Genomic DNA, 19168 nt, shown 5'->3' on the forward strand with positions numbered 1-19168 from the left:
TATACTTAAGTTTCAGATTCTAAATAATTTTAAAATTTAAAACCATTTCATTTCACAAACTCCTCCCTAAAGGATTGGATGGATTTTTTATTCCCTAACAAGATAATAACATCCCCCTCATCACAAATGGCATCGGAATTAGGATTGAAAACAAAACCCTCCTTTTTATCTTTAAAAGCCAAAACAGTAGCACCCGTTTTGTTTTTCACATCCATTTCTCCTAAAGAAAGATTTTTGAATTTATCCTTTAACAAATTGTGATTAATTTCTTCTAATGAATATTCAGAATCATGATCTCCATTGAGAATTTCTAAAAACTGTACTACACTTGGTCTTGTAACCAAGGATGCCATATAAGAGCCTCCTACTCTATCCGGCATTACTACATGATCTGCTCCAGCTCTTCTTAATTTTTTCTCGGTATTTCTTTCTGTTGCCTTGGCTATTATTTGTATTTGTGGATTAAGCTCTTTTGCTGTAAGGGTAATAAATACATTATCCGCATCACTGGGTAAGGTGGTTATAATGGTACTTGCTCTTTCAACACCTGCTTCAACCAATACAGACTCAAGGACAGCATCACCATGCAGTAGCTGATAGCCTTTTTCGTTATTGTAATTATTAATAACATCAGCATTCTTTTCTATGAATACCAAATCTCTTTTAGAGACACCTAGCCCATTTCCAGCTATCTCTCCATTCTTACCAAATCCACATATTACAATATGATTATTTAATTTCTTCAATGCTTTTTTATCTGTATAAGTTTTATAAATTTCTCTGAATCTTCCCTCAAATAAGAAAGAAGAAATAACGGAAGCGGTATAAGCAAATAACCCTAAATTAATAATAATATAAAATACAGTAAAAAGCTTTCCTTTATCGCTCAAAGGCTGAACCTCGTTAAATCCAACAGTTGAAAAAGTGATAACGGACATATACACACCGTCTTTAAAACCGTAGCTTTCAATAATCATATACCCCACACCGCCCAGCAAAATACTGGTCATAATCATCAAGAAAGCATAAATAAGTTTCCTTATAGCTGGTTGCATGCTGGAATTTAACTAAAAAGAAGGAAATTCTTATTCAGTAACCTCCACTCCTTTCCAAAATGCTACGTAATTCTCAAATTTCTTGGCCATCTCTTTCGTTTCAGGATAATACCAGGCCGCATCTTTATTCTCTTTTCCATCTACCTTTAGGCTAAAATAAGAAGCAGTTCCTTTCCAAGGGCAAACTGTATGGTAGTCTGTTTTGTGATAGTACTCTTTTTTAATTGCTTCTGGCGGGAAATAATGATTCCCCTCAATAACTATAGTTTCATCACTTTCTGCTACTACTTGATCGTTCCAAATGGCTTTCATAATATTTGATTTTTCAGATTAACCCCGCTTTGTCATATTTGTTCTATTGTCCAAGTCTGACAGGTTTTATTTCCATAATTAACATGAAAAAGCAGGCTTTATGCATATTTTAGAAAAATATTAAAATTTCTTCAACTAACGGATTAAACTACTAATTGATGTCAAATAAACATATTTATGATCTGATTATCATTGGAGGCGGTCAAAGTGCCTTGGCTTGTGGCTACTACCTTCGAAGAACGGGACTCGATTACATTATTTTGGATAATCAAGAAGAATGCGGTGGTGCTTGGCAAAAAGCTTGGGACTCATTAACACTTTTCTCTCCTGCCGAACACAGCTCTTTGCCCGGCTGGTTGATGCCTCAATCTAAAAATGAATTTCCTAGCAAAAAAGAGGTCATTGATTATGTTTGTCAATACGAAAAACGATATAAAATCCCAGTTGAAAGACCCGTTGAGGTAAAAGAAGTAGGGAAGGAATCTAATTACTTTAAAATTATTACAAATCAGGCCACCTATTATAGTAAAAGGTTGATTTCTGCTACCGGAACTTGGGATAAACCTTTTATTCCCAATGTAGCTGCAAAAGATATTTTTCAGGGAACACAATTACATTCCGCTTTCTATCAAAGTTCAAGAGATTTTGAAGGGAAAAAAGTATTGATAGTGGGCGAGGGCAATTCAGGAGCCCAGATTTTAGCTGAAATTTCAAAGGTAGCCGATACCAAATGGGCAACTCGAAATTCACCAGAATTTTTGCCTGATGATGTAGATGGTCGAGTATTATTCGATCAAGCAACAGCTAAATATTATGCTGAGAAAAAGGGAGAGAAGTTTGATATGTCTAAGTATAATTTAGGCAATATAGTAATGGTTCCTTCTGTAAAGGAAGCCCGAAATAGAGATGTTTTACACTCAGAAGGGCAGTTCACATCATTTACTGAAAAAGGAGTGATCTGGGAATCAGGTAAAAAAGAATCCTTCGATGCGGTTATTTGGTGCACTGGTTTCGGGTACGGCACAGAACACTTAAAAAACATTGTAGCTAAGGACGAAAAAGGAAAAATCAAAACCACAGGAACACGATCAATTGAAGAAAAAAATCTTTGGCTGGTAGGTTATGGTGGATGGACCGGTTTTGCATCTGCAACTTTAATTGGGGTGGGAAGGAGTGCAAAATTAACCATAAAGCAAGTACAGGAGAGCTTGCAATAGCATTATGCAATCCAGTTTTATACTAAAAAAAAGCTAACAAGCATTCGTTTGTTAATTCTACCTATTTTTTCATTTACAAAGAATATATATCATTTTTTCAACAAACTGATAACATATTTGGTTATATAACCAGTTTAGTCAATAATATTTCTGATATTAACAATAAACCAAAATATAAAATCTATGAAAAAACAGTATCTAGTTATGATTATTCTATTCCTCATGGGGTCGTTTTCATACGCTCAAGAGAAAGTAATAGAAGGAACAGTGGTTAGTGCCAGTGATGGATTACCATTAATTGGTGCAACGGTCGTGAAAAAAGGTTCTACATCAGGTGCTACAACTGATTTAGATGGAAAATTTAAAGTTGAAATCTCTGAACCAGAAATTTTAGTAATTTCATTTATAGGCTTTGCAGAAAAACAAGTAGCAGTTAATTTAGATCAATCAGGGGAATTAATCATTCGCTTGGAAGAAGATATTACTAAACTAAATGAAGTAGTAGTTTCTGGTTTAGCTTCTAGCGTAAAAAGGTCTAATTTAGGTAACGCGGTGGCTACTGTTTCATCCGAAGAGCTTACGGGCATTACAAATCAGCCCACCATGGACAATGCTCTCTATGGGAAAGTCACTGGGGTTAACATTACTTCAAGTTCAGGAGCTCCAGGTGGAGGAATTGCTATGAGGCTTAGAGGTGTAACTTCTATCACCGGAAACAATCAACCATTATTTATTATTGATGGTGTTTATGTTAGTAATGCAGAGGTACCAAGCGGCTTGAGAAATGCATCCGGAGCTAATTCAGGAAATGAGGAAAACGCCTCCAACAGAATAGCTGATTTGGCACCAAGTGACATAGAGAATATTGAAGTACTAAAAGGACCTTCAGCAGCCGCAATCTATGGTGCTCGTGCTAATGCTGGAGTGGTAATTATAACTACTAAAAGAGGTAAAAGAGGTGAAACTAGAGTTAATCTTACTCAAGATATTGGCTTCAGCACAATTCAAAGAAAAGTGGGAATAGGTCAAAGAGACTGGACGCCTTCTTTAGTTGAAGAAACATTTGGTACTGATGAAGTAGCAAGATACAATGCTGCAGTAAATGGACGTGGATTAATTGACTACGAAGAAGAGATCTATGGGGAAACAGGCCTAATCACGGATACGAAAATAAGTGCAACTGGCGGTAGTGAGAAAACTAAATTTTATGTTGGCTCATCCTTAAGGGATGAGGAAGGGATTATAAAAAACACAGGCTATACTAGGGCAAGTGTTCGTGCCAACATTGACCATCAATTTAACGATAGGATAAAGTTTACTACGTCTAGTAATTTTGTGAATTCAACTACTCAACGAGGATTTACCGGAAATGAAAATGAAGGTGGTTTAAGTATGGGATATAACATGGCCTTTACTAGACCATGGGCTAATCTATTCCCGGATGAGTTCGGTAATTATCCAGACAATCCAAATGCGGCTGGAAACATGCTGCTAGTTAGAGATCAGGCAATAAATGACGAGGTGATAAATCGCTTTATTCAGGGTGCTAGCATTGATGTAAGCTTGTACGAAACGGACCAGTCATTTTTGAAATTTAAATGGAATGGTGGATTTGACAGTTACAATTTAGAAACTTACGTCTACGTGCCAGAATATCATCAAGCTCAAAGAGGACTACAAAATGGATTTATTGGAGTTGGTAAAAACAGCATTTTCAATACCAACAACCAAGGTTTCTTAGTTTGGGACAACTACTTAAGTGGTGGTTCATTGCAATTAACATCACAAGTTGGTTACACCTACCTCACATTTGACAGAGATTTAGTGTATAACCAAGCCACTCAATTAATTCCAGGGCAAACCACCTTGGGGCAATCAGGTACACAGGAACTTGACCAGACCTTAGAGAACGTTAAGGAATTCGGATATTTTGCACAGCAAGAAGTAAATTTCGAAGACAAAATAATCGCGACTCTAGGAATAAGAGCTGATAAATCCACATTAAACTCAGACCAAAACCAGTTTTACTATTTCCCTAAGGCATCTGTAGCCTTAAATTTAGCGAATTTTGATTTTTGGGCATTAGATCTATTTAATCAGTTTAAATTGAGAGCCGCTTATGGTGAAACAGGCTCAAGTGCTACCTTCGGTTCACTCTATACAAGTTTCCAAGCAGTTAATATAGGAGGGTCACCTGGCGTTTCTGTTGGAGGTTTAAGAGGAAGTGAAGATCTCATTCCAGAAACTGCCTCAGAATTCGAAACTGGTATCGATATGACTCTTATAGACAATAAGTTGTCTTTAACTGCAACTTACTATAATCGAAATATTAATGACTTAATTCTTCAAAGAGCTTTGCAACCGTCAACTGGCTTTGCATTGGAAGTTACGAATTTAGCTGACTTGCAAAACCAGGGGCTAGAGTTGGCGTTAAACGCAAGTCCTGTCCAAAATGAGAATTTTGTTTGGACCTCCACAACTAACTTTTGGTTTAATAGATCTAAAGTAACAAGGTTAGATGTTCCAGCATTTGCACCAGCTGGTGCGGGTTTTGGATTAGGCTTGGGAACAGCTTTCATTGAGGAAGGCCAGCCAGTTACCCAGTTGAAAGGTACAATTGACGGTGAAGTTGTGACAGTAGGAGATGCAGAACCTGATTTCCAAACGTCTTTCTTTAACAACTTTACAATTTTCAAAAATTTCGACTTTAGCTTCTTAATTCATGTAAAGCAAGGAGGAAATAACTTAAACCTAACAACTTTCTTGACTGACCTTGCAGCACTAACTGGAGATCTAGATGACGCTTCTGGTCAGGAACGAACTTCAAACCCTAACACAGACCGGTTTATTGAAGATGCTTCCTACATGAGATTACGAGAAATTGCTTTGTACTATAGATTGCCTGAATCCGCAGTAAGCGTATTTAACGGAGCGGTAAATAAAATAAAAATTGGCGCCTCAGGTCGTAACCTTTGGACAATTTCACCTTACACAGGTTATGATCCTGAGGTATCAGCTAAAGGTGGCACAGGGCTTTCCACAGGATTGGATGTGAACCCTTTCCCTTCTACCAAACAAGTTTATTTTCACTTAGCATTAGAATTTTAAACTAAGAAATTATGAAAAATATTAATATGAAATCAATAATATCTGGATTAATGGCTTTCTCTATGCTGCTCTTCTTTTCGTGTGAATTTGAAGATCAGGTAGATCCTAACAATCCAAATTTACAGCAATACAATGAAGACGCCACAGTCAACGAATTAAACAACATAGTTGTTGGGATGGAGTCAGGAATGCGCAACGGTTTAGCATTATATGTAACTTCGACAGGGACTATTGCCAGAGAGCTATATCTTTTCAATGCTGATCCAAGGAATACAGAAGATCTATTGGGCAAAAATGGTGGACAACTAGACAACAATGTATTCTATTTGAATGGGCCTTATAATGGCAGTTATACAAATGTGAAAAATGCAAATATATTGTTAAATGCCCTAGATAATACTGAATTTGTTTCAGATCAAGAAAAAGCAGGCTACCGTGGCTTTGCTAACACTGTGATTGCACTTCAGGAATTACGGGTATTGAATATGTTGGATGAAAATGGCATACGGATTGATGTTGCTGACCCAGATGACTTAGGACCGTTTGTTAGCAAGGAGGCTGCTTTAGCTCATATTGCAGATCTATTAAATACAGCTAATACCCAATTAGGGAATGCTGGCTCTACTTTCCCTTTTGATTTATCAACTGGATTTGACGGATTTGATACTCCGGCAACATTTACCCAATTTAACAGAGCTTTGGCGGCTAGGGTTGCAATTTATCGGGAAGAATGGGGGTCAGTGGCAGGATTGCTAACTGATTCATTTTTTGATCCAAGTGGTGATTTAACTGTTGGACCAAAGCATAGCTTTTCAACAGCTTCTGGTGACCAATTGAACGGGTTATTTAAGATTCCGGGTAATAATGGAGATATGATCGTAGTGCATGACAGATTTATTGAAAATGCAGAAGCTGGCGATTTAAGAATTGCGAGAAAAATGACTGAAAGAGAAAACGCTGCTTCTCAAGACGGATTGAACGGTGAGTACGAAACAGCATTATATCCGTCTCCTACCTCACCGATCGATATCATTAGAAACGAAGAGCTGGTGTTAATCTCTGCTGAAGCCAAGCTGCAAAATGGAGATATCCCAGGAGCCATAGCTGATCTAGATATTATCAGAGACTATGCAGGTCTGGATCCGTACAGTGGAGCAGAAACTGAAAATGCTGTAACTGATGAATTGTTAAAGCAAAGACAATACTCTTTATGGTGTGAAGGCCATGCTATGGTTGACCTTAGGAGATATGGACGATTAAATGCCAACAATTTACCAATCGACAGAGCCGGAGATCAAGTATTCTCCGAATTTCCAGTTCCATTAACAGAAAATGATTAAGAAGATAAATTATAATATTTAGTTCTAAAACCTCCATGTTGATTCTCTCAATATGGAGGTTTTTTTATATCTATGTCGTAGCAAATTCGTCAAAACATTATTTTATATTCTTTGCTTACATCGGTTGAAATCATTAGTTTTCTTAAATAATTTTTTCAACCGATATGATATCCACATACTGGAGGTTTCTTTTTGCCCTTTTGTTTATCTCAAATATTTGTGAATCCTTTGCTCTTAATAACATATCTATCCAGCCAAATGAATCCTTTGACAGGCTAGGAAAGCAAATACAGTTTTTGGAGGACATTGAACATCAACTTACTTTTCAAGAAATATTATCCCCTAAATATCAATCTCTTTTCAAGTATGGCAAACAGGAAATTCCTACTTACGGACTAAAAGATTTAACGCTATGGGTAAAGATAGAAATTGAACACTTCGATCAATTCGAAACGTCTTATGTATTGGAAATTGGCTATCCTACATTTGACTCCATTACCTACTTCATACTGCAAGAATCCACTATAATAGATGAGGGTTTCCTGGGCGATAGAATTAAATTTTCAGAGCGAGAAATCCGCCATAAGAACTTTATCATCCCATTAGAATTAAATAAGGGAAATAGGACTAGTATATATTTGAAAATACGAAATAAAGGTTCCATTATCCTGCCGATCAGTATCAAAACTAAGGAACAGCTGTTTGCAGAAGATATCTCAGAAGAAATATCCTACGGTATTTTTTATGGAATAATGTTAGTAATGTTGTTATACAACCTGCTTTTAGCCTTTTCAGCCCGCTCTATCAGTTATATTTACTATGTTGGAATTATAACGGGAAATCTACTCACCCTCTCGGCATTAAATGGTCATGCTTTTATGTACTTGTGGTACGATCTGTCATGGTGGGCAAATCATGTTATTGTTTTTGGTATTGGTCTATGGATATTAGCCAGTAATCAATTTGCATTAAGCTTTTTGGAGACTAAAAAATACTTCCCTAGATACCACTGGGTATTTAGATTCATGAAATTGGTAGCAATCGTTATCATCATTTTGGCTTTCACTGCTGATTACGCTATTAGTTTAAAAGTTGCCAATTATTCCCTCCTCATAAATTGTTTAGTCCTGCTATTTAGTGGCATCTACTTTTGGTCAAAGAAAGTAAAGGTGGCCGGCATTTTCACCTTAGCTTGGTCCGTATATTTAATTGGGGTTTTACTTTATACTCTAAGAAACTTGGGGTTTCTTCCCGTGACTTCAATAACATCACATGTTTTGGAGTTTGGAGCAATTGCTGAAGTGATTTTGCTATCTGTATCGCTAGGTTATAAGTACCGCTTGCTGGAGACCGATAAAAAGGCCGCTCAAGAAAATGCGATGGATTTAATGGCTCAAAGTCAAAAATTGGTACAGGAGCAAAATGAAGAATTGGAAAGACAGGTAAGCTTAAGAACAGCTGAGTTGGAACAAAAACAAGAAGAAATTTTAACACAAAACGAAGAGTTAAACTCAAAAAATGAAAGTCTATTAGAAGCTCAACAAATAATTAAAGCACAAAACACAAAGCTAAAAGAATACACGGACGATTTGGAGGCTCAAGTAGCCAAAAGAACCAGTGATTTGGAATCAACCAATGCCGAATTAGCACAAAATGTGCAGAAATTAGAGCAATATGCATTTATGACGGCACACAACCTCAGAGCCCCTGTCGCTAGATTATTGGGACTAACACATCTGCTCGAAATCAGCCCTGATACTGAAAAGTCAGATTGGCTGGATATCATATCGAAAATTAAAGAAGAAGGTGATAGTTTAGACTCAGTAATTAAAGATCTTAATGCCATCCTCGATCTAAGAAAAGAAGTAGAAGAAGACAAAGAGTGGATAGATTTAAGCAGGACCTTAGCACAAACAAAAAGAATATTGAAAAATTCAATTGAATTAAGTGGCGCTGAAATTAATTTTGACAACAGTGCATTTAACGAAATAGAATGCAATCCTACCTATGTTGATAGCATATTTTACAACTTAATCTCGAATGCCATAAAGTATCGATCCTATAAAAGAAAATTAAAACTAATGATTGGTACTAAAATCTATGAAGACAAAAAAATCATAAGTTTTGCTGATAATGGCATGGGCATAGATTTGGAGAAAAATAAAGATAAACTCTTCGGAATGTATAGGCGATTTCACACTCATGTGGAAGGAAAAGGTTTGGGCTTATATCTTGTGAAGAGTCAGATGGAAATACTAGGTGGAAAAATACAAGTGAACAGTGAGATCGATAAAGGGACTACTTTTACTTTACTCTTCCCTTTCACTTAATTTCAGACTGTATTCTACAGATCCAATATTAAATTCTCGTTGAGTACAAATCCCCTTTTCGTTGTAGCTAATAATTGTCTTTTCACCTTCATTATTCATCATCATGAAGCGATTTTCTTCAGGAAGTTTAGCTATTTTTTGATATTTATGGTTGTTTTCAGAAAAAACAGAGTCTCTTTTGTCAGGAGGAGTAAAATATAGTTTCAAAGTACTTTTTAAAACTGCTTTTTCATGCCAATCTCTTACCGTATCCACAGTAGTCCTATAATACTTTCGCTCATGAAGTTTTTCAATTTTGGCTTCTTCAACTATTTCATTATTTCTCTTGTCTACGAAATACGCCTGGATCAGTGTATCATTTTGATAAATGGCCTCCATTAATTGTACCATCTGAGTTGGTCTAAACAGTTTATACTCTAAATCCATTACCGCTGAATAGTATACTTTTCCACTGTCCAACAATTTCTTAGTAACCAACATATTCCCAACTGGTTTGCCTTGTATGGAAACATCATAAACCAATTCTTGGGCATATAGATTGCAACCAAGCATTGATAAAAAACATACAACAAAAAATACTTTCAACCTGCCCATTCTTCTCTATCTAAACTTCTATACTGAATTGCCTCTGCCAAATGCTCAATCTTTATATCTTCACTTCCAGCCAAATCTGCTATGGTCCGAGAAACTTTCATGATTCTATCATATGCTCTAGCAGAAAGCCCTAGCTTTTCCATAGCATTCTTTAGTAACGTCTTACCAGCCGAATTTATTACGCACACTTCCTTCACCATTTGGGACGGCATTAAAGCATTAGAATGTACTTCAGCCATATCCGTGAATCGTTTTTCTTGAATTTCTTTGGCAGCAATTACCCTCTTGCGAATGGTTTCACTGCTTTCGGCCTTTCGGTCGGCTGTCATTTGATCAAAGGAAACAGGGGTTACTTCCACGTGCAAATCAATTCTGTCCAATAACGGACCACTAACTTTATTCAAATATCGTTTCACCGAACCGGGCGGGCAAACACATTCCTTTTCAGGATGATTATAGTATCCACATGGACAAGGATTCATACTGGCAAGTAACATAAAATTAGCAGGAAAATCCACTGATACTTTAGCCCTAGAAATTGTTACTCTGCGTTCTTCTAATGGTTGACGCATTACTTCCAGGACAGTTCTTTTAAATTCTGGCAGTTCATCTAAAAACAGGACACCATTATTGGCCAAAGATATTTCACCAGGTTGAGGAATCCCACCTCCTCCTACTAAGGCTACATCCGAGATAGTATGATGCGGGGCTCGATAGGGCCTTGTGGCAATCAATGAAGCATTAGCTCCTAGTCTTCCAGCAACCGAATGAATCTTGGTAGTTTCTAGTGCTTCCGTCAAACTAAGAGGTGGTAAAATTGAAGGGAATCTTTTGGCCAGCATAGTTTTCCCTGCACCGGGTGGGCCAACCATAATCACATTATGTCCACCAGCGGCAGCAATTTCCAAGGCTCTTTTAATATTTTCCTGACCTTGCACATCTGCAAAATCAGCTTCATAGTCGTTCAGGTTAGTGAAGAAAATATCTCGAGTATCTACTTCTTCAGGCTTGATATTAGAAGTGCCTTCCAAAACACCGATTGCATCTTTTAGGTTTTGAACACCAATAACATCCAAGTTATTTACAATGGCCGCCTCAGCAGCATTCTCTTTCGGTAGAATAAACCCCTTAAAACCTTTCTTTCTGGCTTCTATGGCAATAGGTAAAACACCTTTTACGGGTCTGAGCGTACCATCCAAAGCAAGCTCTCCCATTATCATATAGTGTTCTAAATCTTCAGTAAAAATTTGCTCCGAGCCTTTTAATATTCCTAGAGCAATAGGTAAGTCGTAAGCTGATCCCTCCTTCTTAACATCAGCGGGAGCCAAATTAATCACTACTTTTTGTCGTGGCATCCTATATCCACTGTATTTTATTGCCGCATCAATCCGATGCTCACTTTCTTTTATTGCATTGTCTGGTAAACCAACCATGAAAAATTTCATTCCTTGGCTTACATTCACTTCTATGGTGATTACATTGGCATCTACTCCGTAAACTGAACTTCCATAAGATTTAGCTAGCATACCCTAATCTCTTTTCAATCAGTAAAATAAAAATATGAATAATTTTAATATGAATTTCTTGAATTCTGTCAGCATACCCATCATGTGGAACTCGGATTTCCACATCACATTCATTCGCTAATTTTCCACCATCTTTCCCTGTCAATCCAATAATTTTCATGCCTTTTGCTTTAGCCGATTTGCAAGCCTCAAGGATATTTTTTGAATTGCCACTGGTGCTAATGGCTAATAGGACATCTCCCTTTTTACCTAATGACTCAACAGCTCTGCTGAAAATATAATCAAAACCATAATCATTCCCTACGCATGTCACATGGCTTACCTCAGATATTGCCATCGCAGCTATTGCAGGACGGGCTTCACGAAACTTACCACTTAATTCTTCCGCAAAGTGCATTGCATCACAATGAGAGCCGCCATTTCCGCAACTCATTACTTTCCCTTCCTGATTGAAGGAATCTACCATCAAATCAACAGCTGTTTCAATATTGGCTAATTGTTCCGGTTGATTTAAAAAATTTTCTAGTGTTTCTTGAGCTGAATTGAGTTCGTTTTTAATCAGGTTAATCATGAAGATTTATTAGGAATGGGTATTTTCATCATCGGTTTTGGTGCTATCAGATTCTTGATCTACCGAAGAAGTCTTTTCACCTATTTCTGGTTTCGAATCTGTTTTTGGAGCAGGTGAACTTTCCGATTCTTTCTTGTCATATAATTTAGCTTTAATTTGATTGACTTCATTTTCATGTTTTTCAATCAATTTTGACTTTGCTTTTTCTTCCTGCTTAAAAAGTAAAATTACTACTAGAAATAACACTAGCCCAGCTATAGCACTATACTGAACCAAATCCATCTGCTTAAACAAATCAAATAAGAAATTAAGGTCATTTTTCCCTATAGAAATAATCACTACTGTGGCAATATGAAAGATGAGCAAAGCCACAAAGAGAATAGTTTTAAAAGTCTTCATAAAAATGATGTTGTGATGGTTTTGATTATGAATATAAACAAATATAGAAATTATTTAACAACTACTGTCATGCTTTGAATGAATCAACACCTAAAAAAATTATGATACTGACTGAATTTCAATCAATTTTTTATACACTCCACCAGTTTCCATTAATCGCTCGTGCTTGCCTTCCTCTATGATTTCACCATCTTGCATCACATAAATTTTATCGGCTTCTTGGATAGTACTGAGCCTATGAGCTATAACTATTGAAGTTCTATTTTTCATCAAATTAGCTAGTGCATCCTGCACCAATTTTTCAGATTCAGAATCCAAAGCTGAGGTCGCTTCATCTAATATGAGAATATCTGGATTCTTCAAAATGGCTCTTGCAATGCTGATTCTTTGTCTTTGACCACCCGATAATTTTGTTCCTCTTTCGCCTAGATTGGCATGATATCCACCATCCATTTGAGAGATAAATTCATGGGCATTGGCAATTTTTGCAGCTTGGATCACTTCATCTAAGGTGCATTCTGGTTTTCCAAAAGCAATATTATTAAATATAGAGTCATTAAAAAGAATGGATTCCTGACTCACAATGCCCATCCTGGCTCTTACAGAATCAACCGTTAAATCCTTCAAGGAAATACCATCAATCTGTACATCCCCAGAAATTGGATCATAAAAGCGTGGAATCAAATCCGCCAGGGTTGACTTCCCTCCTCCAGAAGGCCCTACCAAAGCTATTGTATCCCCTTTTGGTATATTGATATCGATATTTTTCAATACCTTATCCTTACCATAAGCAAAAGTAACGTTCTTAAAGCTTATTGCATTTTCAAATTTTTCCAATTTTTTGGCTGTGCTTTTATCTTTTATTGCTGGCTCTAAATCAATAATGCCAAAAATTCTTTCTGCAGAAGCTAATCCTCGTTGAACGTTGCTAAATGCTGTGGATAATTGCTTAGCTGGAACAATAAGTTGAGAATAAATAGCAATGAAAGTTATGAAACTACTCGCTTCAAGTTCTGAATTTCCTTCGAGGATCATCCCACCGCCAATTAGTAATACACCTACTACCACAAATACCCCTAAAAACTCCGAGGTAGGCCCTGCTAAGGCCTGTCTTTTTTGCATGCTAACATTAAACTCAGCATAGTTATTTACCTCTTTTTGAAATCTATTCTTAGAGAAGCTTATCGCGTTGAATGCTTTGATAATTCGCATCCCACTTAAGGTTTCGTCCAAAATATCAGAGATTCTACCTATGGTTTCTTGGCTTTTCGTGGCTTTTTTCTTCAGGGAAATAGCAATATAAGATATAATGAATCCAGATACCGGCAGAATTATTAACGTGATAAGGGTAAGCCTAGCGGAAATGAAAAATAAAGCAACAAAATATCCGATGAGCATTAAAGGTTCTTTAATTAATGCTTTTAAACTATTTACAACAGTGTTTTCGACTTCCTGCACATCTGCCATCACTTTTGACATGATATTACCTTTTCGCTCTTCCGTAAAAAACCCTATATGCATATTAACTAATCTATCATATATAGCATTCCTTAAATTAGAAATTACATTTGCTTTCACTATAGCAGAAATAACAGCTAATAAATATTTAAATATATTGGACAGGAATATACTTATAATCAAAATAACACAGACGAACTGAAGAGCTACAAATTGATCCTCCTGCATTAAGGACAAGAAATAATAATCAAATACTTCCTTAAAGTAGTTTATATTTAAGCTGAACTCTGGCAGGGCTTCCGGAATATTGCTTTGCTTTTCAACCTCAAACAGAACATTTAAAACAGGTGCAAGAACTCCCAATGTTAAAACACTGAAAACGGCCTGCAGTAGCGCATAAACTAAGTATTGGGGTGCTAACCAGCCTAATGGTCTTGCATATGAGAGTACCCTAAAATAAGTTTTCATTTAAAATATAGATTTGTATGTAATTTAAGAGATATAGTTCTTAATAAGAATTGAATATCCTTCCAAAACGAAAAAAGCCGATTAGCATTATAGCAAATCGGCTTTATTTTATTATTATTTAACTAAACTATTCCTCAATCACCTTTTCAGCTAGAACAGTAATATTATTATTTAAAACCTCAACTACACCACCGTCAACTACAATTGTTGTTTTGTTTTTACCATCGGAGAACTTTAAATCTCCTTTGTCCAATGAGCTGATAAGTGGGGCGTGATTATTCAAAACCTGAAAAGAACCATTGCTTCCCGGAAAAGTAGCAGAATCTACATTTCCTTTAAACACATTTTTTTCCGGTGTAATGATTTCTAAAAGCATGATTTTAAGTTTAAGCTTCTGCTAACATTTTCTCTCCTGCCTCAATGGCTTCTTCAATAGTACCTTTCAAGTTGAAAGCTGCTTCTGGAAGGTGGTCTAACTCACCATCCATGATCATATTGAAACCTTTGATAGTTTCTTTGATATCAACCAATACCCCTTTCAAGCCAGTAAATTGCTCTGCAACATGGAAAGGCTGAGACAAGAATCTCTGTACTCTTCTTGCTCTGTAAACAGTTTGTCTATCTTCTTCAGATAATTCATCCATACCCAAGATAGCGATGATATCTTGAAGTTCTTTATAACGCTGTAAGATCTCTTTTACTCTTTGCGCACAATCATAGTGCTCATCACCAACGATACTTCTTTCCAAAATTCTAGACGTTGAATCCAATGGATCCACCGCTGGATAAATACCTAACTCAGCAATCTTACGAGACAATACTGTGGTTGCATCTAAGTGAGAGAAAGTAGTGGCTGGAGCAGGGTCAGTTAAATCATCCGCAGGTACGTAAACAGCCTGTACGGAAGTAATTGAACCATTTTTAGTAGAAGTAATTCTTTCCTGCATAGCACCCATTTCAGTTGCCAATGTCGGCTGGTAACCCACAGCAGATGGCATCCTACCTAAAAGTGCAGAAACCTCAGAACCTGCTTGCGTAAAACGGAAAATATTATCAATAAAGAATAAGATATCTTTTCCGGTTTCATTACTGTCTTTATCTCCATCCCTGTAATACTCTGCTAAGGTCAAACCAGACAATGCAACTCTTGCACGAGCACCTGGAGGCTCATTCATTTGACCAAAGACGAAAGTAGCTTTAGATTCTTTCAAAGCTTCTTTATCTACTTTTGAAAGGTCCCACTTACCTTCTTCCATTGAGTGCATGAATTCATCACCGTATTTTACAATACCTGATTCCAACATCTCTCTAAGCAAGTCATTACCCTCACGGGTTCTTTCACCCACACCAGCAAAAACAGACAACCCACCGTGTCCTTTTGCAATATTATTAATCAACTCTTGAATCAATACAGTTTTACCAACACCGGCACCACCGAACAATCCAATTTTACCCCCTTTTGAATAAGGTTCAATTAAGTCGATAACTTTAATTCCTGTATACAATACTTCAGAAGAAGTAGATAAATCTTCAAATCTTGGTGCTTCTCTGTGGATCGGTAATTTTGTTTTACCTTCCGGCTGCTCAATACCATCGATGGCATCGCCAATTACGTTAAACAACCTTCCTTTAATATCCTCACCAGTTGGCATTGAGATAGGTTTTTCAGTATCTATAACTTCCATACCTCTAGTCAAACCTTCAGTACCATCCATTGCGATGGTTCTTACCCTGTCTTCACCTAAATGTTGCTGACATTCCAGAACGATTACAGAACCGTCAGATTTTTTTACTGTAAATGCATCAAAGATGTTAGGTAATTTTGCGCCTTCTGCTTCAAAGCTCACATCCACTACCGGGCCAATTACTTGGGTAATCCTACCAATATTTGCCATGATTTAATAATTATAATAAAATAAAATTGCTCTCTTCTTTCAGGGTGCAAAGCTAAGGTTTAATTCAATTATAACAAAGCATTTTTGTCTTTCGGTTTGGGTTGAAGTAGATTTTTTTATTTCAATGCTTTGAGTATTAATCATATGGTGGAGAACTCCATTAACATTGACAATTTTTCCACTCATGGAAAAGAGATTAAAATTGTGAACAAAATGGGGGTATAATGTTAGATTAGCAGAAAATTAAATGTACATACAATGAAAAAAATAATATTAAGCATTGCCTTGTTGGCTTTCATTGGACTTTCAGTTCAAGAATCTAATGCCCAGCTGTTTGGCAAAAAGAAAAAGGAAGAAACTCCTAAAGAAAATGGAGAATCTAAATCAAAATACAAGAGCTATTCAAAAGTAATTACCTCAGAAGCAGAGTCGGACGAAGGACTGTTTACTTTTCACAAAGTAGATGATAAATACTACTTCGAAATCCCAGAGGACTTATTAGAAAAAGAGATCTTAATAGTTTCGAGAATTTCAGGGCATGTAAAAGGGCTGAATTTTGGTGGTGCTGGCATGAAATCACGTCCGCAGCAAGTGATCAGGTTCCAGAAGAAAGACAATCAATTATTACTAAGATCTGTATCATATAATTCTGTTGCTAATGAAGAGGACCCAATTTATGAATCAGTAAAAAACAATAATTTTGAGCCTATTATCCATAGTTTCAAAATTGAAGCTCTAGGCAAGGACTCTTCTTCTTATGTGATTGATATTGAGGATTTCTTTACTTCTGATGTTCCAATGATTGGAGCTCTTTACGATTATCAAAGAAAAGCTTTTAAAATCTCTCGAGTTGATAAAAGTAGATCCATAATCGTTCACGGCAAAGCGTTTCCGGAAAATGTGGAAATCAGACATATCCTTACATACAATGGAGGAGAACTTCCCGATAATCAATTAACAGATGCATTATCAATTGAAATGAATCAATCTATGATCTTGCTACCTGACAACCCAATCGTGCCAAGAAATTTTGATGAGAGAGTGGGTTACTTTTCAATTCGTCAATTAGATTATTCTAAAGATTCCCATAAAGCAGATGACAATAGATTCATCACGAGATGGAAATTAGAACCTTCTGATTGGGAAGCATATAATAAGGGGGAATTAGTAGAGCCTGTTAAGCCGATCGAATATTACATTGACCCTGCAACTCCATTAGAATGGAGAGAGTATATCAAAAAAGGTATTGAAGACTGGCAACCTGCTTTTGAAGCGGCTGGATTCAAAAACGCCATAGTAGCTAAAGATGCTCCAACAAAAGAAGAAGACCCAGACTGGAGTCCGGAAGATGTTAGATATTCTGTAATCCGTTATATCGCAACCGATATTCAAAATGCACAAGGCCCACATGTTCACGATCCTAGAACTGGTGAAATTCTTGAAAGTGACATATTATGGTACCATAATGTAATGAACCTTTTGAGAAACTGGTACTTCATCCAAACCGCTGCGGTTAATCCAGAAGCACAAAAAGTAAAATTTGAAGAAGACTTGATGGGAGAATTAATCAGATTTGTGGCGGCACATGAAGTGGGTCACACTTTAGGATTACCGCACAATATGGGTTCAAGTGTTGCATATCCAATAGATTCTTTAAGAAATGCGGAATTCATGAAAACTCATGGTGTTGCACCATCCATTATGGACTATGCCAGATTTAATTATGTAGCTCAGCCAGAGGACAACATGGAGAATTTCTTCCCGATGGTGGGTGAATATGATAAATGGGCAATCGAATATGGCTACAGAGCTATTCCTAATATCGATACCGCTGATGAAGAAGAAGCAATTCTAAACGGTTGGATTTTAGAGAAAGCTGGTGATCCAGTTTACCGATACGGTCGTCAACAAAGAGGCGTGGTAGATCATACAGCTCAGACAGAAGATATCGGAGATGACTCTATGATTGCTTCTGAATTAGGAATCAAAAACTTAAAAAGAATTGCAGAAAAACTTATTGAATGGAGTTCTGAAGAAGGCAAAAACTATGATGAGTTAACTGAGCTATACGGAAATGTATTAGGCCAGTATAATCGTTACATGGGACATGTAACTGGCAACGTTGGAGGAATTAGTGAATACTATAAAACTTCTGATCAGGACGGTGCCGTATATACTCACGCCTCTTTAGATAAGCAGAAAAGAGCTGTTGCATTTTTGAATGAACAATTGTTCGAAACCCCAGATTGGTTGATCGATACGGAAATATTGAGTAGAATTCAATCTGATGGAATAATAGACAGAATCAAAGGTTTACAAGCTAGAACTTTAAATAACTTGTTTAGTGCTGATAGAGTTAAAAGAGTACTTGAGAATGAATCCTTAAATGGAAATGATGCTTATAAAGCGACTCAGATGATGGGCGATTTACGAAATGGTATCTTTTCTGAGTTAAGAACAGGCAGTAGCATCGATACCTACAGAAGAAACCTGCAAAAGGCATTTGTTGAAAAGTTAGGTGATTTAGTAAATATTGAAGATAACGATATTCGTATTACTGATATCCCATCTCTTTCAAGGGGTAACTTAGTAACTTTGAGAGCGGAAATCAATAGAGGTTTGGCGCGCCAGAGAGATGAAATGTCAAGATATCATTTACAAGATTTGGTTAGTAGAATTGACCAGATTTTGGATCCAAGAGGATAAGTTTTAATTTAGTTTATTATTCTTAGAGCCTTTCGGAAGCAATTTCGAAAGGCTTTTCTATTTTTATACCATTATAAAAGCAGTTTCTCTTGATAAATGAAAAAGCATATTAAAATAGAAATAAACAAATATCCTTTTAAAGTACTGAATAATGCTCAAACCCACAAAACATCATGTCTTAATTTAAAC

The 19168-nt window shown here is 36.6% G+C and carries 14 protein-coding genes; 5 read left to right on the forward strand and 9 right to left on the reverse strand.

The genetic code is table 11. The features are described 5' to 3' along the window. Positions 1 to 47 precede the first annotated feature (47 nt). Together AAC601_RS06110 and AAC601_RS06115 are read right to left on the reverse strand one after the other, a co-directional pair. Positions 48 to 1055, reverse strand: coding sequence for a potassium channel protein (locus AAC601_RS06110; RefSeq protein WP_340152783.1), 1008 nt, complete (start codon positions 1053 to 1055; stop codon positions 48 to 50). 30 nt (positions 1056 to 1085) lie between these two features. Beyond that, positions 1086 to 1367 (reverse strand): DUF427 domain-containing protein, encoded by a 282-nt coding sequence (locus AAC601_RS06115; protein WP_340152784.1) that lies wholly within the window; start codon positions 1365 to 1367, stop codon positions 1086 to 1088. A 158-nt stretch (positions 1368 to 1525) separates the two neighbouring features. On the opposite strand from AAC601_RS06115, the gene AAC601_RS06120 reads away from it, so the two are divergent. The 4 genes from AAC601_RS06120 (at position 1526) to AAC601_RS06135 (ending at position 9362) form a co-directional block, all read left to right on the forward strand. Beyond that, positions 1526 to 2584, forward strand: a complete 1059-nt coding sequence (locus AAC601_RS06120) for an ArsO family NAD(P)H-dependent flavin-containing monooxygenase (RefSeq protein WP_340152785.1) — start codon at positions 1526 to 1528, stop codon at positions 2582 to 2584. A 183-nt stretch (positions 2585 to 2767) separates the two neighbouring features. Further along, positions 2768 to 5692 carry a SusC/RagA family TonB-linked outer membrane protein gene (locus AAC601_RS06125; RefSeq protein WP_340152786.1) on the forward strand — a complete coding sequence of 975 codons (2925 nt, stop codon included), beginning with the start codon at positions 2768 to 2770 and terminating at the stop codon, positions 5690 to 5692. A gap of 11 nt (positions 5693 to 5703) precedes the next feature. Then, complete coding sequence (locus AAC601_RS06130; RefSeq protein WP_340152787.1) at positions 5704 to 7032, forward strand: RagB/SusD family nutrient uptake outer membrane protein; 1329 nt, start codon at positions 5704 to 5706, stop codon at positions 7030 to 7032. A 164-nt stretch (positions 7033 to 7196) separates the two neighbouring features. Continuing rightward, a complete protein-coding gene (locus AAC601_RS06135; protein WP_340152788.1) occupies positions 7197 to 9362 on the forward strand; it encodes a 7TM diverse intracellular signaling domain-containing protein in 2166 nt (721 codons plus the stop codon). Here AAC601_RS06135 and AAC601_RS06140 read toward each other — a convergent pair. The 7 genes from AAC601_RS06140 to atpD form a co-directional block, all read right to left on the reverse strand. After that, positions 9342 to 9914: a DUF6134 family protein gene (locus AAC601_RS06140; RefSeq protein ID WP_340152789.1), complete on the reverse strand. Its 573-nt coding sequence runs from the start codon at positions 9912 to 9914 to the stop codon at positions 9342 to 9344. The two genes, AAC601_RS06135 and AAC601_RS06140, sit on opposite strands and share 21 nt — an antisense overlap. 29 nt (positions 9915 to 9943) lie before the next feature. Beyond that, positions 9944 to 11482, reverse strand: coding sequence for a YifB family Mg chelatase-like AAA ATPase (locus AAC601_RS06145; protein WP_340152790.1), 1539 nt, complete (start codon positions 11480 to 11482; stop codon positions 9944 to 9946). Next, positions 11472 to 12053, reverse strand: coding sequence for a D-sedoheptulose 7-phosphate isomerase (lpcA, locus tag AAC601_RS06150; RefSeq protein ID WP_303271051.1), 582 nt, complete (start codon positions 12051 to 12053; stop codon positions 11472 to 11474). Before lpcA ends, AAC601_RS06145 begins: the two co-directional genes overlap by 11 nt. Before the next feature lie 9 nt (positions 12054 to 12062). After that, the gene (locus tag AAC601_RS06155) at positions 12063 to 12452 is read right to left on the reverse strand and encodes a hypothetical protein (RefSeq protein WP_340152791.1); all 390 of its coding nucleotides are present in this window, start codon (positions 12450 to 12452) and stop codon (positions 12063 to 12065) included. 99 nt (positions 12453 to 12551) lie between these two features. Continuing rightward, entirely contained in the window at positions 12552 to 14378 is a 1827-nt protein-coding gene (locus AAC601_RS06160) for an ABC transporter ATP-binding protein (RefSeq protein WP_303271053.1), read from the reverse strand. 127 nt (positions 14379 to 14505) lie between these two features. After that, positions 14506 to 14754, reverse strand: coding sequence for an ATP synthase F1 subunit epsilon (gene atpC / locus AAC601_RS06165; protein WP_303271054.1), 249 nt, complete (start codon positions 14752 to 14754; stop codon positions 14506 to 14508). A gap of 10 nt (positions 14755 to 14764) precedes the next feature. Next, on the reverse strand, positions 14765 to 16273 hold the full coding sequence (atpD, locus tag AAC601_RS06170) for a F0F1 ATP synthase subunit beta (RefSeq protein ID WP_303271055.1): 1509 nt from the start codon (positions 16271 to 16273) through the stop codon (positions 14765 to 14767). A gap of 258 nt (positions 16274 to 16531) precedes the next feature. Between atpD and AAC601_RS06175 the strand changes: the two genes are divergently transcribed. After that, complete coding sequence (locus AAC601_RS06175) at positions 16532 to 18979, forward strand: zinc-dependent metalloprotease (protein ID WP_340152792.1); 2448 nt, start codon at positions 16532 to 16534, stop codon at positions 18977 to 18979. Positions 18980 to 19168 lie beyond the last annotated feature (189 nt).

The sequence above is a fragment of the uncultured Marivirga sp. genome (assembly GCF_963974845.1).
Taxonomy (GTDB): domain Bacteria; phylum Bacteroidota; class Bacteroidia; order Cytophagales; family Cyclobacteriaceae; genus Marivirga; species Marivirga harenae.

What these genes read in the sequence shown, in the direction of transcription:
- AAC601_RS06160 (WP_303271053.1), bottom strand. Translation starts at nt 14,378, where the DNA reads ATGAAAACTTATTTTAGGGTACTCTCATATGCAAGACCATTAGGCTGG.
- atpD (WP_303271055.1), bottom strand. Translation starts at nt 16,273, where the DNA reads ATGGCAAATATTGGTAGGATTACCCAAGTAATTGGCCCGGTAGTGGAT.
- lpcA (WP_303271051.1), bottom strand. Translation starts at nt 12,053, where the DNA reads ATGATTAACCTGATTAAAAACGAACTCAATTCAGCTCAAGAAACACTA.
- AAC601_RS06135 (WP_340152788.1), top strand. Translation starts at nt 7,197, where the DNA reads ATGATATCCACATACTGGAGGTTTCTTTTTGCCCTTTTGTTTATCTCA.
- AAC601_RS06110 (WP_340152783.1), bottom strand. Translation starts at nt 1,055, where the DNA reads ATGCAACCAGCTATAAGGAAACTTATTTATGCTTTCTTGATGATTATG.
- AAC601_RS06130 (WP_340152787.1), top strand. Translation starts at nt 5,704, where the DNA reads ATGAAAAATATTAATATGAAATCAATAATATCTGGATTAATGGCTTTC.
- AAC601_RS06155 (WP_340152791.1), bottom strand. Translation starts at nt 12,452, where the DNA reads ATGAAGACTTTTAAAACTATTCTCTTTGTGGCTTTGCTCATCTTTCAT.
- AAC601_RS06140 (WP_340152789.1), bottom strand. Translation starts at nt 9,914, where the DNA reads ATGCTTGGTTGCAATCTATATGCCCAAGAATTGGTTTATGATGTTTCC.
- atpC (WP_303271054.1), bottom strand. Translation starts at nt 14,754, where the DNA reads ATGCTTTTAGAAATCATTACACCGGAAAAAAATGTGTTTAAAGGAAAT.
- AAC601_RS06115 (WP_340152784.1), bottom strand. Translation starts at nt 1,367, where the DNA reads ATGAAAGCCATTTGGAACGATCAAGTAGTAGCAGAAAGTGATGAAACT.
- AAC601_RS06145 (WP_340152790.1), bottom strand. Translation starts at nt 11,482, where the DNA reads ATGCTAGCTAAATCTTATGGAAGTTCAGTTTACGGAGTAGATGCCAAT.
- AAC601_RS06175 (WP_340152792.1), top strand. Translation starts at nt 16,532, where the DNA reads ATGAAAAAAATAATATTAAGCATTGCCTTGTTGGCTTTCATTGGACTT.
- AAC601_RS06120 (WP_340152785.1), top strand. Translation starts at nt 1,526, where the DNA reads ATGTCAAATAAACATATTTATGATCTGATTATCATTGGAGGCGGTCAA.
- AAC601_RS06125 (WP_340152786.1), top strand. Translation starts at nt 2,768, where the DNA reads ATGAAAAAACAGTATCTAGTTATGATTATTCTATTCCTCATGGGGTCG.